General features: G+C 56.5%; 13 protein-coding genes and 2 pseudogenes. 7 read left to right on the top strand and 8 right to left on the bottom strand.

The annotated features are described in order from the left end of the window. Positions 1-274 precede the first annotated feature (274 nt). Both AC6RUA_RS18825 and AC6RUA_RS18820 read right to left on the bottom strand, forming a co-directional pair. The gene (locus AC6RUA_RS18825) at positions 275-1531 is read right to left on the bottom strand and encodes an orc1/cdc6 family replication initiation protein (RefSeq protein WP_499816141.1); all 1257 of its coding nucleotides are present in this window, start codon (positions 1529-1531) and stop codon (positions 275-277) included. A gap of 539 nt (positions 1532-2070) precedes the next feature. Next, positions 2071-2652 carry an LURP-one-related/scramblase family protein gene (locus AC6RUA_RS18820; protein ID WP_499816140.1) on the bottom strand — a complete coding sequence of 194 codons (582 nt, stop codon included), beginning with the start codon at positions 2650-2652 and terminating at the stop codon, positions 2071-2073. Between the two features lie 107 nt (positions 2653-2759). Here AC6RUA_RS18820 and AC6RUA_RS18815 point away from each other — a divergent pair, with 107 nt between their 5' ends. Both AC6RUA_RS18815 and AC6RUA_RS18810 read left to right on the top strand, forming a co-directional pair. Further along, positions 2760-3296: a DUF7342 family protein gene (locus AC6RUA_RS18815; protein WP_499816139.1), complete on the top strand. Its 537-nt coding sequence runs from the start codon at positions 2760-2762 to the stop codon at positions 3294-3296. Next, positions 3297-3746 carry a toxin-antitoxin system TumE family protein gene (locus AC6RUA_RS18810; protein WP_499816138.1) on the top strand — a complete coding sequence of 150 codons (450 nt, stop codon included), beginning with the start codon at positions 3297-3299 and terminating at the stop codon, positions 3744-3746. It abuts the gene before it with no gap. Between the two features lie 151 nt (positions 3747-3897). On the opposite strand, the gene AC6RUA_RS18805 is transcribed toward AC6RUA_RS18810, so the two are convergent. Together AC6RUA_RS18805 and AC6RUA_RS18800 are read right to left on the bottom strand one after the other, a co-directional pair. Beyond that, a complete protein-coding gene (locus tag AC6RUA_RS18805) occupies positions 3898-4134 on the bottom strand; it encodes a hypothetical protein (protein ID WP_499816137.1) in 237 nt (78 codons plus the stop codon). 205 nt (positions 4135-4339) lie between these two features. Beyond that, the gene (locus tag AC6RUA_RS18800; RefSeq protein WP_499816136.1) at positions 4340-4867 is read right to left on the bottom strand and encodes a hypothetical protein; all 528 of its coding nucleotides are present in this window, start codon (positions 4865-4867) and stop codon (positions 4340-4342) included. 589 nt (positions 4868-5456) lie between these two features. On the opposite strand from AC6RUA_RS18800, the gene AC6RUA_RS18795 reads away from it, so the two are divergent. Then, positions 5457-5924: a hypothetical protein gene (locus tag AC6RUA_RS18795; protein WP_499816135.1), complete on the top strand. Its 468-nt coding sequence runs from the start codon at positions 5457-5459 to the stop codon at positions 5922-5924. An 844-nt stretch (positions 5925-6768) separates the two neighbouring features. On the opposite strand, the pseudogene AC6RUA_RS18790 reads toward AC6RUA_RS18795, so the two are convergent. After that, a pseudogene (locus tag AC6RUA_RS18790) lies at positions 6769-7359 on the bottom strand (cell division control protein Cdc6); the annotation flags it as partial. A gap of 136 nt (positions 7360-7495) precedes the next feature. Between AC6RUA_RS18790 and AC6RUA_RS18785 the strand changes: the two are divergent. Next, positions 7496-8794: a DUF8130 domain-containing protein gene (locus AC6RUA_RS18785; protein WP_499816134.1), complete on the top strand. Its 1299-nt coding sequence runs from the start codon at positions 7496-7498 to the stop codon at positions 8792-8794. A 39-nt stretch (positions 8795-8833) separates the two neighbouring features. Here AC6RUA_RS18785 and AC6RUA_RS18780 read toward each other — a convergent pair whose 3' ends face one another. Together AC6RUA_RS18780 and AC6RUA_RS18775 are read right to left on the bottom strand one after the other, a co-directional pair. Beyond that, positions 8834-10198: a restriction endonuclease gene (locus AC6RUA_RS18780; protein WP_499816133.1), complete on the bottom strand. Its 1365-nt coding sequence runs from the start codon at positions 10196-10198 to the stop codon at positions 8834-8836. Positions 10199-10521: 323 nt separating this feature from the next. Beyond that, positions 10522-10950 (bottom strand): hypothetical protein, encoded by a 429-nt coding sequence (locus tag AC6RUA_RS18775; protein ID WP_499816132.1) that lies wholly within the window; start codon positions 10948-10950, stop codon positions 10522-10524. A gap of 124 nt (positions 10951-11074) precedes the next feature. Here AC6RUA_RS18775 and AC6RUA_RS18770 point away from each other — a divergent pair, with 124 nt between their 5' ends. After that, positions 11075-11503, top strand: a complete 429-nt coding sequence (locus AC6RUA_RS18770; RefSeq protein WP_499816131.1) for a TRAM domain-containing protein — start codon at positions 11075-11077, stop codon at positions 11501-11503. Between the two features lie 60 nt (positions 11504-11563). Further along, positions 11564-12127, top strand: coding sequence for a hypothetical protein (locus AC6RUA_RS18765; RefSeq protein ID WP_499816130.1), 564 nt, complete (start codon positions 11564-11566; stop codon positions 12125-12127). Positions 12128-12334: 207 nt separating this feature from the next. On the opposite strand, the pseudogene AC6RUA_RS18760 reads toward AC6RUA_RS18765, so the two are convergent. Then, positions 12335-12968, bottom strand: a pseudogene (locus tag AC6RUA_RS18760) (IS6 family transposase). Positions 12969-13263: 295 nt separating this feature from the next. On the opposite strand from AC6RUA_RS18760, the gene AC6RUA_RS18755 reads away from it, so the two are divergent. Further along, entirely contained in the window at positions 13264-14397 is a 1134-nt protein-coding gene (locus AC6RUA_RS18755) for a mandelate racemase/muconate lactonizing enzyme family protein (RefSeq protein ID WP_499816129.1), read from the top strand. Positions 14398-14492 lie beyond the last annotated feature (95 nt).

Below are 14492 nucleotides of genomic sequence, written 5' to 3'. Positions count from 1 at the left end.
ATTAACCAACAGATAAGTGGTTCTGTTGGTTAATCAAAAGACTCCGATCCCCTCTCTGCCGTCAGACACTCCACAATTGCCAGTAAAATCGCCGTGCGTAGTCACTTCTAGTGGAACTGGCAACGGTGGTTAGAGCAATTCGTCACGAGGAATGGCGAGATGGGTTTACTGGCAGAAGTGGAGAGGGTACTGGATAAACTGGCACCCCCGGTTGCCCTATTACTGGCAGAAGTGGAGAGGGTACTGGCAGTACTGGTAGCATTGGTTCCATCAACTACTCAAGAACCCGACGCTGTTCGGCGGTTTCGCGAATATCACTCAGATCTCCAAACTCGTTTTCGAGTGCATCTAGCGCCGACGAGAGCGACACATCCAGTTCGTACTCGTTGTAGTTACCGCGACCCCCTGACGAATCGACGAGTCGGAGGATCCCATGGAGGCTCAAATCGGAGAGGTGATCGTGGACACGTCTCCGCTTCAGCGGTTCGCCCCCGTGACTTCGCAGTACCTCTTGGTATCGCTTGTAGATTAGTTTCGTCCGTTCGGGGGTGTCACCCTCGGCTGCGAGCTGGCAGACGGTCAATAGTACGTACTGTCCCTGCTGTGTCAGTGAGTGCATCCCCTCGACGACCTGTTGGCGCTGTATCTGATGTTCCGCCTCGCGAACGTGTTCTTCGGCTATCGTGCCCTCACCTTCAGCCATAGCCTCGTTTTCGGCGATATCGGCTGCCTTTCGGAGGAGTCGGAGTGCCTGCCGTGCCGACCCGGAATCTTGGGCTGAAAACGCTGCACAGAGTGGAATGACATCCGAGTCAAGGACATCGGTGTGAAGGGCGATGTCCGCTCGTTGCTGGAGGATGTTTTGGAGTTCGTCCGCGTCGTAGGGCGGAAAGAGGATTTCCTCCTCACAGAGTGTGTCTTTTACCTTCGGTGAAAGATTCTCGCGGAACTTGAAGTCGTTCGAGATGCCAATGACACCGAGCTTGACGCCCAGATCCAGTTGGGAGCGTGCTCGTGGAAGCTCGTATAGAATATCGTCATCCGAGCCGATGTTATCGATCTCGTCGAGAACGATGAGGATCGTCCCACCAATTGACTCGAGATCGTTGTAGAGTTCGTTGAAGATCCGCTTTTGCTGATACCCGGTCTCACTCATCGGTTCTCGTCTGGATGAGATCGTCGTGAGCGGGTGAGATGGTGAGCGAATCTCGTTGACAAGGTTAACGGCTACCTGATAGGAGGTCGTACAGCCGGTACAGTTGAGCTCGATAACGTTGAGGTCGACATCATCGTACTCTTCTGCGGATTCTTGGAGCTCTTCGAGTAGGTCGTGGGTGGCAGCGGTCTTCCCGACACCTGTCACTCCGTAGAGAAAGACGTTGTTCGGTTGCCACCCCTGGATAACCGGGCGGAGAGCGGTCGCGTACTCGTCTAATTCCTCGTCTCGTTCCTCGAGGGTCTCCGGCTGGTAGTCGTCCCGGAGGACGTCTTTGTCCTGGATGATGAACGATTCCCGGTTGAACCGACCCATGTGGAAGCCCCACACGAGGAGACTGCATAAAACCACGGGATCCAGTATCACCACTAACCCACCACTACTACCAGTATTGCCAATATCTCGGTTGTTTATAAAACACACACACTCCACTATTGCCAATAACTTGATCAGGTAGTGGAGGGGCAGGTGACGCTCTCCTTGTAGTTGGCGATGGTTTATTATATAGCGGATCTAATTAGTCCGTAGTACTCTCACAAATGGAAAGTAGCTAGAGCAGAGGTGGAGTTGCCTGCGCCCCACCCTACTAGTTACGTTGATTACTGGCAATTGTGGAGGGTGTGTGGAACTTAAAGAACGCCATTACTGGCAACACTGGTTAGGGTGGTCCCACTACTGTTTACTGTCAAATCAAGAACGCCAGTTCTAGTTGGGGGTGAGGTAGAACTCATTCAGTGCGAGGTGTGTCTCTCAGAAACGTTGACGAATTAACAAAGGCCATTTCTCAAGGCAAAGTACTGCACTACACTGACATTAGCGAGGGATCCGATAGGTTGTGAAGGATTTTCCGTGATTCAGTTCCCTTGGATCGCGTCGATCACCATCGCTGCGGCGATGATCGGCTCCTTTGGGACAGTACTCGCATCGTCGATCGTAATTTCGTAGCGATCTCGAATCGATATCTGTCCACTAATCGTCCCGACGTGATTGCCGTCGGCGTCAGTAATCTCGTACTTGTGGGGAATCCACGCACCGAAGGGGACGTATCGGCGTGCCAGTGTAGCCATCGCACCTCGGGAGGTGATCTGAGCCAGCTTTGAACGTGTGCTCGGATCACGAATCGTCCACGTGTCTTGGAGGACAGAAAAGTCGTTATCCAACATCACGATTGGCTCGTTGGTCTGAGCATCCGAGAGCAGGTAGTCTCCGGCAACGTCGATGATACCACTGGCCTTCACCGTGAACACCTCTGTCCCATCGGCGTCGACGAACGGGAACTCTTCCTTCATCCGGAACATCTTCTGTTTACCTCGAAGAACTGTGTTCCCGGCCGCATCGAGAGCTCTGTACTTGTTCCGGATCAGACTCTGTTCGACCGTGTACCGATCGTCTGAGAGATCGATTCCAGAAATATCGTAGTCGATTGGGGGGACCATCGCGACTTCGTATATTGGTGAGCCAGAACTTCAAACTACATATGCGACTTCGCACAGATAGTTGAGAGATACGAAAATATATTGCGCACAGGTGCGTAGCAACGTGTATGTCTGAGTTCGACCCGGCTCCACCGGAGGCGGCAGTCGACGACGTTCGTCAACGGTGGCGTGACGAGACCGACACGTTCGGACGGGTGTATGAAACCATCCTCGGGATTACCGAGCTGACCCCGTACGACGACATTGCGGAGATCGCGGGGTGTTCGCCGAATGCAGCCAAGAAACATCTCGACCGACTGTCGGAGATGGGGATCGTCCGTGCTGACCAGGAGAGTCGCCCGGCACGCTACGAACGCAACGACGGCTATCTCGAGTGGCAGGAAGCGAGTCGGATCGCGGAGGATCTCACGGTCGACGAGATCATCGAACGCGTACGCGACCTCGAGAGTCGTCGAGAGACATTCGAAGAACGGTTCGATGCGGTCGACCCAGCGACGGTCTCGGCTCTTGAGGGAGCCGACCACGACGCGATCCACGATCGGATGACGGCGCTCAGTGAGTGGCAGTCGATCGACCGCGATATCCGGCTCTACGAGTTCGCACGACAGTTGGCACAGAACGATGGTCGGCTTCTCTCGGCGTAGATGACGTCATCGGCCGACGACCACCCGTCGACAGGCCCCCCGGACCGGCAGACGCTCCGACTGCTCGAACGGCGATTTGCCGACGATCCAATCGTCGCGACGACCGAGTTCGAGCCTGATAGCTATGAGCCGCGACTACTCCGTGCGCTCTTGGATACTGAGCGATACCCACCCACTGTCGAGGCGGTGCGGGTCGACGTACGCTGGTTCGAGCATGATGACTTCTCGTTTCACTATATCGAGACGGCAGTCGAGAGTACGTGGGAGTGCCGATGGGATTCCCATCCGAACCCTCACAATGCCCGACTCCATTTCCATGAACCGCCGACCGGCGACTCGTGTCGTGATCTCACACTCGAATCGACACACCCGCTTGATGTCACAGCGACGGTGCTCGCCGCCCTCGATCAACGGATCGACGACCGTTGGGCAGAAACGGAGCCGGAGTAAACGGGAAGGAGCTTAACCAATCAAGCCTGCGCCGACGTAGTGATGGACGAAAATATGACAATAGTTGAGGTCGTCACAGTGCTCAAGGCGAGTTTGGAAGGAGAGAAGCCACGCGAGAAGAAGGCTGTTATTTAGCTCCCTGTTTCCGTCTCTACCCGTCACCGGGTTGAGCGAAGACATCGCTGGGATAGACAGTAGGCGCGAGAACGTTGCCGCTACCTCCTTTCGTCTCATCCATCACGACAGCTAACCGACCACGAATATAGATCGGTGGCATCTTCTCTTTCTTATGGTAGATTCTGTCCGGGTTCTTCGCGGTTTCGGTGATCTCGTTGCGTGCTAGACGTTCCAGCGAGTTGTTGACGTAGTCTGCGGGTTCATCGTACATCCTCCTCACGTATTGCTTGATCGCGTGATCTGGGATGATGAGATCTAGACTCCGAATTCGGTCCTGTTTTTCGATTGGGTAAGTCAAGGGCTCATTATCAGAGGGAATTGACTCCTCAACGAGCTTCAGACTCTCATCTTGGTCCCCGTGCTACGCTTTGTTACGATACTCTCTGGACGGTGAGATTCCTCTTCTTGTTCGACTGTCATCGCTCCCACCGATGTTGATCTTCACTGTCATTGCCACGCGTTGAGTCGTTCGATTTGTCACGCTCCACTGGGCAACTGTATCGCAGAGCATCTGTGGTGACAGTATCGGCGAGTTGCTCGGCCAGTTCCTGCGCATACCCCGAATCCGGTTCCGGTGTAAGGTAGGCACCTGTCTCAATCAATCCCCAGTCGGTCGACTGGACCACGACTGCACTCTCGTCTACTGGCCGCTCGACCGACGAGGAGAGGCCATCAAGGAGTAATCGAGGGCGGCGAACGTAGTACGTCGTTCGCTCGTGGTCGTGTGCGCTATGCTGCTTGAGTTCGGACGTGACCCAGTCAGAGTAGACAGGTTGGTCCGGCTCTCCATCGAACGTTGCGAAGACGGACTCTCGATGATGTGCTGCGATTCCATCTGGAGTTCGCTGCTCCGCGTCGACGAGGCTGATACGACAGGCGATATGGACCCCTTGGTCGCCGATCTCGCCCGAGGGAGTGTAGATAACTGCCGCTGCTTCCCTCATCAGTCGTTCCGCGTCGACATAGCGAGCACTCTGGCCAGTATGAGTCCAGTAGCGCATATCTGTCGGCTTGAATGGGTCTGGCGTGAGCTTCGCCGACGGAAAGAGTTCGTCCAGTCGAGGGTATTCGCTTGGGGGAGAGGCCGTCACAGAGAAGTCGGGTGAGCGGTGCGTCTTTGGGTCTCTCCCCACTCGGAGGTCTAACCCAGTAGTCCGTCCAGGGAGGGTGGGGTGGAACATCATTTATTTTTCGGCTCCCATCCTTGGCTAGTCGTGTGTGTATACTGGCTCCGCCTATTGTCGCTGCTCCAGGGCTTAGTCCGGATCCTAATTTGAGACCGTTCTTTCATCCGTACCCAGTACGACCAAATGGACATGGAGTGATAGATATTTACTAGATATAAATGATAATTAATTGAGTGATATAGCCATAGAACCGGTTAATTCAACATATCACAGCAAATTGTGGGCCGGGTGTGTCACAGTATGTCGGACCCGGTGAGAACAGATGGCTACAAGAGCAGCATCCATATGTCCGTACTCTCGGACGCGAAGTAGTTATCCTTATCCGGGTGAACGCCTGAGTTCCTCTATGCCGAGACCAGATATCGACGAAGACATCATAGCGACAATAAAGCAGATTCATCGACAGAAGCAGGGAAAGTCGGCCGGAAGCTTCCAAGAAGCACTGGACACTGTCGTCCAGCTCGCGATCCAGAGCCAAGACGACTTGGAGTACTCGCGTGAGGAATCGAACGACTGGTACCCGGGAAAATACGCAAGTATGATCGTCAACCAAGCCGTCCGTGACTTCGGATCAGACAGTTCTGATGGAGGCAGTAGTCGAACGAGTTCACTGAGTTCTAACGCGTTGACTCAGGGCGCTGTCGAACTCGCACCGGACCAGTCGGCAATTTTCAAAGTGCGGCTTGACGACGACCGGGTAGTCCCGATCCCTGCAGCCGAGGCGGATGCGCTCGGTTTTGATAGCGGTGACATTATCCAAGTGATTGCGTATAGGATGGAGGACCGCTCGGATGATCGATCTGACGGTAACTGAGTCCACGGAACTTGCCTCGTCACTCACACTGGGTCGATCATCTCTCACCGGTCGGTGAACTCGGACTTGCTTCGATGCTTGAAAATAGCCTGGGATAATCGAATCTACTCTAGTGGTTTTAGGGATATTACAATTGATAAATTTAGCATAGATATATCTCGGCTACATTCCTATAAGCTGCATGAAAGACGCAGACATAGAGTGTGCTCGTAAACTTGCCGAGCAGGCGAAACACGAGTCCGTAACGCCGGAACGGTTGACCGAGATTGATCTCGGAATCGGACGCAAGCGGCTGCACGATAACCCCATTTATCGCTATCTCTTACCAGAAGAGCAGCCGCACTTTCTGTTTCACGCGTCGAAGCAGACGCCAGAATTCAACGGACTTGGTGCCCCAGAACCGCTTGAGCGGTCTCGTGGATATCGGATCATGCACGTGATCACTGACGCACGTTGGTTGATGGTTAGCGGGACGAAAGCCGGCGATCAGTTGCGGGAGTTTCCGCTGTCTGCGATCCAAGCCTCAAACTTCGATGTAGCCGGAGGGATCCCGAACAATCTCTCGAACAACCAATTCGTGATCGAACTGGCGTCGTTACACTGTATGATCCCACTGGCGAACGATTACGACGAGGCCGACTTGGAAGCGTTGAGTCTCTATCTTCGCGACGAGTTCGGTGTTGCCCGGGGTGGTGTCAATGTCGACTCCGATGAGGCAGGCTACACGATCGCTGGCAAAGACGCCATCCAATACGAGGCCCGAGACGTCCGAACCCGCATCGATCGCCTTCCAGAGTCGGCACACGATGAGGCTGATGCGCTCGCATTGGAAGCCAACTCGGTTGAGGAATTGATAGACGCGGTAGCCCGTGGTACTACGTGCCGACCCATTATTCGTCTGAGCGGCGACAGCAGCAGTGGCGAACAGACAGAGTTTCTTCTGGGTGCTGATGCCACGAACCACCTCAAGAACGCGGTTCTTCTCGACTTTGTCCTGCGCTTTCCGAACGTGTTCCTCGCGAACGCGGTCGTCGCCCTCGCGTTCGGCGAGTTCGCCGGCAACACGCATGAGGTCGATTGCCTTCCGCGCGTCTCCATGTGTCTGTGCGGCAAATGCGGCTGCTAACGGGATCACCTCGCTATCGACGACATCCTCGAAGAAGGCGTCTTGCCGCCGCCTGAGTATCGATTGCAGCTGATTCGCGTCGTAGTCGTCGAAGTGAACGTCCTCGGGGGTGAACGAACTCAACGCTCGACTCCCTACTGCCTCCATCATTTTCGTGTCATTGGAGATCGCAACGACCGAGACGAAGGCAGTTAGATCGTCGTTCGCACCTGCTCGGGAGAGTTGATAGAGAAGCCGTGAGAAGGCAGGATCTTTCTTGTCGCGTCGACCGACGAGCATGTCCAGTTCATCCAGGACGAAGACCGCGGTTCGCCGCTGATACTGACGGCCCTCCCTCATCGGATTCGAACATCGATTTTCCGCGCGCTTCTCACACCGACTGAGACGCGTTTCTCCGAGTACCATCCACAGAAGGCATATACCAGCACTGTGACCACATGGAGCCATGCGCCGCCGGACAGCCCTCCACGCACTCGCCGGGAGCGTCACCCTCCTCAGCGGGTGTCTTTCCACGTCCGATCCAGCGGGGTCCACGTCCCCAGTTGAATCGAGCACTTCAGCCGACACAGGCTCACCAACTACTGACGGCCCAATGCTCTCGATCGACAGCGTCGACACCTCCACTCATGCCCTCCGCCTGAACGACCTCGGTACGTCGCCTGCTGGCCCCATTCGCGAGTTCTCCGACTACGCCGAGCGTGAACAGGAGGTACTCACACAGGCCATCGAGAGCGGCTACGAGACGTCGGACCCCGACCAATGGCTCCTCAAGTTCGTCTCGTCGACGCCCCACTTCCGACGGGACGGACAGTACTACGGGCTCACCAACCCCTTCCCGCTATACAGGATTACCGGCGAGACGGTCGAGAAGGAGTCCGTCGAGGGCGAGATCGCGTCTCCCGACGAATACGAGGAGGCGGTCACACACGATGGGCTGGTCATGACGGGATTGGTCCGCATCGCACTCCAGGAGGGCTACGAGTCGACCTACCTCTGGGATGGGATACGCGAGTTCCTCAAGACGTACGAGGCAGTCGACTTCCGGGGCGATATTGTGAAACTTAGCCTCCAGCAGGAGGAGGCCGATCCGCCGTACACGGTTACCGCGACACGAATCCCCCCGACCAACCTGACTGACGACGCGGTCTGGGATGCGACCACCGCCTCGTCGGAGATCCAATCGATCGTCGAGGCGGCCGGCACCACCGAAGGTGTGTACCGTGTCGACGACCCGCCGGAAGAGCTTCTCGCCCAGCTTGACGCCCACCAGTACGTCTACCTTGATGGGACGTTCTACACGACGTATATCGAGAAGCGAACCGACCTCCCCGTCTCGGTTAATGCGTCGGTGACGGATGCAAGCCTCTCGGACGGTGCGGGGATCGAACTCTCGTTGACGAACGAGTCCGAGGCGACGGTCGGGATCATGACCGGCGCTCCGAAGCCCTTCGGTGTACTCTGGTTCCATCCGCATGGCTCCCCCGACGAGCGATTCATCCTGTGGACCGATGCGTACAAGGAGAGTTCACACGTCCAGACGGACGGGCACTCGGTCACGTTGATCAACAGCATTGGACTGACGATGGACTTGGAGCCGGACGAGACGGTCACCCGTGAATTCCGCATCGATCAGACGAACCTTGACCCCGACCAGTACGTGATTGAGAACAACGTGAGCGTCTCGCTAGAGGAGACTGAAGGTGGGACGCTCCCCTACCGAGTCGTGTTCTCGGTTTCCAAGTAGACTCGGGTCATATTCCGTCTGCTCCTGTGTCAGAGGTAGCTACACCACGCCGACCGAGAGCAGTAACCCAAACAGCATCAGCAGCGTCGTCACGATTCCGCCGCCGACGAGCGGCTTGTTCTCCATCGCCTTTCCGTACACCGGCATCTCGGCGTACTCCTCACGGAACGACTCGCGGTTCGTCTCGTCGTAGAAGTACTTCGTCTTCAGCGCGAACCGCTCGGTCACCGCACAGCCCGTACAGACCGGCTCACCCTCCAGTCGCTCGGTCTTGATGTGACTCGGACAGTTGATGCTCCCGCAGTTGGTACAGTACGTGTAGTGCTCATCCGTGCCGGCCGTTTCGCAGTGGACGCACTCGTGAATCCCGTCTTCGAGTGTAACCCGTGACGGTCCTGCCGCGTAGTACTCGTACGGGTACGAGTACTCCTCCAAGCGCGTCAGCTGGCGCACCTCGGGAAGATAGACGGGATCAATGGAGCGTACGGAGATGTCCGAGAGATTCGGCTCACACGTCTTGTCATAGGTGACGTTGTTGTCGCCCGTGTACGTCACCGTCGTCGTGTGATGTGACCGGAGCCGGTCGACCGCCCAGTCTTTGTACTCCGTTTCAGTCTGCCCGAATCGACCTTCATCCACCGTATCGAACGTCTCGGTGAACCGACCGTCGTCGAGCCTGATCGTCGTGTGCCGGTTTTGAGTCACCAACTGTTCAATTCCTGCATCGGCCACGGTCGGTTGACCCCGATCGGCGTGAACGACGAACCGCGACTGCTCGTCGATCTGGTGGATGACGCCGACGGAGGTTTCGAAGACCGCGTTCGTGTCGGCGGTGACCGTGACCATCGGTCGGAACGAGACGTGCGCGTGGGCGGCAGGGAGGTCAGCCGTGTCGATGTTGTCGATATCGCGGAACGCTTCGTCGACGGGGACTTGGATGGACGCCGCCGGGTCGTACGGACGGAGCGTCTCGTCACACAGGATTTCGATCCGACCGTTGTAGAGGTCGAGACCGATCTCGTCGGCGATCTCGCGGAGGTCCGTCCCGTCGACGAGTTCGATCGGGAACTGGTCGCCGTTCTGCCGGAGGCGATCGGCGTACTCGATAGCCGGATTCGTGAACCGACCCGTCGTCACGACCATCCCGCGCTTCGGGCCGCTGTAGTCGAAGGTGGCGACGGCGGAGTGGAGTTTCTGGACGACAGGCCGGCCGACCGATCCAGTGTGCTTACACTCGACGACGACCGCACGTCGGGTGCCGTCGATTACCTCCTCCATGAGAATGTCACGGCCTTCGTCGGCGGTTTTCCGAGCTTGTCTGACTTGCTCGTACCCGAGGTTGCGAAATACGTCCTCCATGAGGTCCTCGAATTCGAACCCGGAGAGGTCGTCCAAGACTGCCATCGTGATGTAGCTACGGTAACTGTTCTATGCTATAAGTGTAGTAGTTGATTGGCATGTAAGATGCGAGGTTGAGACACGGCTCGCCCTCAGATACTCACTGATTCGACGTGGCCGAGCCACGCATCAGCCAGTACGACACTCGGGTCTACTTGGTTACGAGCGAGCGTTTGATCCCGACGAGGCGGAGCGAGCAGACCGTTCTCAGGGAGATGCCTCTGATCGGTGTGATAAGATGGTGGGCAACACACCGAGTACCCCTACCCGGTGCCCACCGCTGTACTTGTTCGGTGGATACTGACGGGAATATGCTTTGTGTCGTCGGTTCAGTTGAGACGTCGACTCGCCCTCCGCACACCGCTCCCGACGAGATACGCGACAACGCCGACGGTGACGTACCCAGCGGCCCAGATGATGAAGATGAGCCACGTCGGGGAGTCAGTACTCGGTGGCAAGATGAGGTGGTACCCGAATAGGTACAGCGCGAGCCCCGTGATCGGACCGAACGCGACGAGGATCGCGGTCGCGACGGTGTAACCCTGATATGACGCAGCGAGTGCGCTCACGCCCACGGCAAGAACCGTCCCCGAAAGCACGTACCGGAGCGGCCAGCCCACCGTGGCGCCGGTCGTCTCGTACAGAAGCCGGTCACCACCGAACGCAACGAGAACCACCACCGCGAGGACAGTGGCGAGTAGATGATACGGGGTCCAGGGAGGCACGTCATCGGTTTGAGCGCCACCGAAGCGATTCATCGTCTGAACATGATGCTGAGATTAATATAGGTCTTCGGGACAGCCAGCTGTCTCTTTCATACGACTGGCATCTTCGCGTGACCCGTGGAGATAAGCCGTCGACCATCGAGACGGGGGAATACCAATGGTCGATCTCCCTGAGTCGCTCCAGGCTGTCTATACCGCGATCCTCCGCGAGCGCGATGGATCGTACGTCATCGAGGTGCCGAAGCGTGAGGTTGAACACAACGCTGTCTCGCCCGGTCAGGTCTGTCGCGTCGCATTGATCGACCGCGTTTCAGACGCGAGCGACGACGCCGACAGCGCCTCGCAAGAGTCGTCGGAGCGCACGGACTCGGAATCCGACGGCCCGCCGGTCTCGGAGGGGGAGGTTCGGCAGGTGGCAGTCGAATCGCTCGGTGACCAGGGCGACGGCATCGCGAAGGTTGGGGAGGGGTACGTCGTGATCGTGCCCGACGCACATCCGGGCGACGAGCCGACGGTCAGGATCGAGCGCACGCAGGACAACGTCGCGTTCGCGAGTGTCGTCGACCGCGATGACCGGACGCTGTGACCTCTGCCTACCTCACTATCCCCAACATCCAAGCCCTATCCGACGAAAGCCGTCGACGAGATGCCCTCCCTGCTCGAGAGACTACTCGGCAATGATACGCCCGACGAACAGGTTGACCTCGAATCACGGCAGCACGACGCCGACGAAACGCTCCGTGATGCCGTCGAGGACTGTGGTGTGACCGGCGTCGCGGTCGTCAACGAAGGGCCTGACGAGGAGCCGGTTGTGGTCCCCATCGCGCGCTTCTCGCTGGGCGAGGACGTCGAGACGCCCGACACAGACCTCGTGTGGGAGTTGGGGGGTGAGGCAGCCAGTGCAATGCAAGCGCCGTTCGACGACGTGTTCGTGCGTCACTACGACATCCAGTTCACGTTCGACGGCGACGAACTGTTCGAGGCCGAGGAGTACCGGCGCGTCCTGCTGACCGACGAGTTGGTCGATCGCTTCGCGACCGACGCCGGCTTCTCGCTCGCGGACCTTCGTGAGGCGGTCTTCGAGGCGGACGATATCGACGACGCGATCGCGCAGCAGAGTTGCGGGAGATGTTCAGCCCTCTCAAACGACAGATCGTCGACTTGGTTGAGCAGGAGTTCCGGACGGCTCATCGGAGAGGCTGGCGACTAACGCCTGCGGGTTCTCACCGTCGTCCGCAACTTCAAGGGTCATCTCACTATTCGTGCCGTACTCGATCGGAGGTACGACCAAAAGGTCGGTGTTCGCGAGCAGTGCGCGAAACTGACGTGTGCATGGTGGCGGACCCGGAGACCGTACGGCGGATCCTGTTCAATAATCACGCCGCCTACGGGAAGGGCGATGTCTTTACCGGCACTGTTAGTTTAGCACCTCCTCAACCGGCGTTTTTCCATCGAGAGATTGATGCGGCCTCTGATGGTTGCAGTAATGCACAAACTGTTCAATCCATTTGCGCGCGCTCGACCGACTGCCTACCCACAAATTCTGGAAACGGTCGATGCGCATTTTGAGCGTGTGGAACCATTTTTCGATGAGGTTCCGGTCGGTATAGTCAACCCGACCGTTCAACCCTAATCAAGCAGGGGAAGAGTCCGATAACCAAATTGATCGACGAGAACACAGCGTCCGGGAGATCGTGTTTCTCTCGGATCCCATGCAGAAACGCACCTCCGGATCGGTGCCATGATGTTCGAACAACTGGACGTCGAGAATCAATTTCGTGTCGAGGTCGATTGAAGCATACAACCAAGACCACCCACCGTTGATCTTGATAGCGGTCTCGTCAACAGCGACGCTTGACGGCTGCGCCGTCGCCGGGTCGCCAATGTTATCAGATACGCGATGTACCCACTGAAAGATCGCTTGATACGAACGATTTACGTCGAAGAGGCGAACAATCTCTTGTGTCTTCTGAGTAAACAACCGGCCGCTCACGCTTCCAACATTCTTCAAAATCCGGTGCAAACGACTCACTGAGTCGGTCTGCGAGAATTCTAGTTAAATCACTCACTGACCTGTTCACTTCTCAAACTGGCTTAACTAGACAGTGCCGACATTGATTTGGGTTCGAATATCTGACAGTAGCCAACAATGCATTTCCCCTCTTGACATCCTTGCGGAAATCCTTGGTAGAGTTGATGTGTAGATTCGGACCTTTGGGATCGTCCTCTCCAGTGACTACGGGTTCGTATCGCGATAGACTTTGCTAAATGTAGTGACCTCCATTCGTGGCATCGAGCGTAAGATTCCACCGATAAACTGACTACCTCATAGACTGGTCCCTTGTTATGGTCATCGAACGGCTAGAAACATTCACGGGGGATGAGGGAACCATCGTACGATTAACGACTAATGATGGGGATCGCGGGATCGGCCAGTTAGCGACAGGCGGAGAAAATATTTCGACCCAAGTATTCCACGATTACGTCGCGCCACACGCCCTTGAAGCCGATCCCACCGATGTCGAGGGACTAATAAACGGAATCATGGAGTCCTCCCACCAACCACGCCCATACAAGTATCCAGGAACGTTCTTCCTCCGAGCGCTCTGTGGGTTGGACACGGCGCTCTGGGATCTCCGAGGTAAACGTCAGGGTAAATCTGTATGCAAACTACTCGGCGGTTCGAATGATCCTGATCCGGTCAGGGCCTATGGGTCACGACTGAGCAGAGAGACGACTGCTGAAGAGGAGATCGAGATCTGTACACGGTATCTTGAGGAGAGTGGACTCAAAGCTTTCAAGCTCAAGATTGGAAAGCGTCTTGCGTTCAGGACTGATGAGGATGTCTGGCCGGATCGGACCGAAGAAGTCGTGAGCGCCGTGCGTGATGCAGTCGGACCAGATATTGACCTCATGGTCGACGCCAACAGCGCCTATTCTAAGGAGAAAGCTATCGAAGTGGGAAAAGAAGTACTCGAACCAAACGACGTCGTTCACTACGAGGAGCCCTGCCCTTACTGGGAACTCGACTGGACTACCGACGTTCGCAAAGCACTCTCTATACCTATCGCCGGGGGTGAACAAAATAATATGGTGGGCCAGTGGGGGAAAACTTGGGAACGGATCGTTAAGACACCGGTCGTGGATATCACTCAACCCGATGTGGGATATATCGGTGGAGTGACTCGCACGAAACGCGTTGCGGAGATGGCCGCGGACACCGGCCTGATCTGCGTCCCGCACGGTCCAAACCATTCGCTCCAGAAGGTATTTACAATTCACACAATGGCTGCCATTGAAAATGCAGGTCCGTACCCCTTCGAATACCGAATTCCCGAAGGCAACAAACCTGGAACTATGTACTCACCCGAACCACTCGTACAACGAGGATCAGTGCCTGTTCCTGATGGGCCTGGATGGGGCGTTGAAGTCAATCAGGATTGGCTCGCAAGAGCCGAGTACAAGCGAAGTGCGGTCTAAACCGGGGGAGAAAATATTACCGGACGCCCACATGCAATTCGTCGAATGGAGTCGACGAATTATGAGACTTCGGGAAGGAGACTACTCCCTAATAT

The organism is Halorarum sp. SLYT50 (genome assembly GCF_059821265.1).
The sequence above is the reverse complement of the archived record's forward strand: the minus strand, read 5'-3'. Positions and strand labels throughout refer to the sequence as shown.

Coding starts and splice junctions, on each gene's coding strand:
- AC6RUA_RS18775 (WP_499816132.1), bottom strand. CDS start 10,950: ATGAATCGCTTCGGTGGCGCTCAAACCGATGACGTGCCTCCCTGGACC.
- AC6RUA_RS18780 (WP_499816133.1), bottom strand. CDS start 10,198: ATGGCAGTCTTGGACGACCTCTCCGGGTTCGAATTCGAGGACCTCATG.
- AC6RUA_RS18795 (WP_499816135.1), top strand. CDS start 5,457: ATGCCGAGACCAGATATCGACGAAGACATCATAGCGACAATAAAGCAG.
- AC6RUA_RS18785 (WP_499816134.1), top strand. CDS start 7,496: ATGCGCCGCCGGACAGCCCTCCACGCACTCGCCGGGAGCGTCACCCTC.
- AC6RUA_RS18825 (WP_499816141.1), bottom strand. CDS start 1,531: ATGGGTCGGTTCAACCGGGAATCGTTCATCATCCAGGACAAAGACGTC.
- AC6RUA_RS18800 (WP_499816136.1), bottom strand. CDS start 4,867: ATGAGGGAAGCAGCGGCAGTTATCTACACTCCCTCGGGCGAGATCGGC.
- AC6RUA_RS18755 (WP_499816129.1), top strand. CDS start 13,264: ATGGTCATCGAACGGCTAGAAACATTCACGGGGGATGAGGGAACCATC.
- AC6RUA_RS18810 (WP_499816138.1), top strand. CDS start 3,297: ATGACGTCATCGGCCGACGACCACCCGTCGACAGGCCCCCCGGACCGG.
- AC6RUA_RS18820 (WP_499816140.1), bottom strand. CDS start 2,652: ATGGTCCCCCCAATCGACTACGATATTTCTGGAATCGATCTCTCAGAC.
- AC6RUA_RS18805 (WP_499816137.1), bottom strand. CDS start 4,134: ATGTACGATGAACCCGCAGACTACGTCAACAACTCGCTGGAACGTCTA.
- AC6RUA_RS18815 (WP_499816139.1), top strand. CDS start 2,760: ATGTCTGAGTTCGACCCGGCTCCACCGGAGGCGGCAGTCGACGACGTT.
- AC6RUA_RS18765 (WP_499816130.1), top strand. CDS start 11,564: ATGCCCTCCCTGCTCGAGAGACTACTCGGCAATGATACGCCCGACGAA.
- AC6RUA_RS18770 (WP_499816131.1), top strand. CDS start 11,075: ATGGTCGATCTCCCTGAGTCGCTCCAGGCTGTCTATACCGCGATCCTC.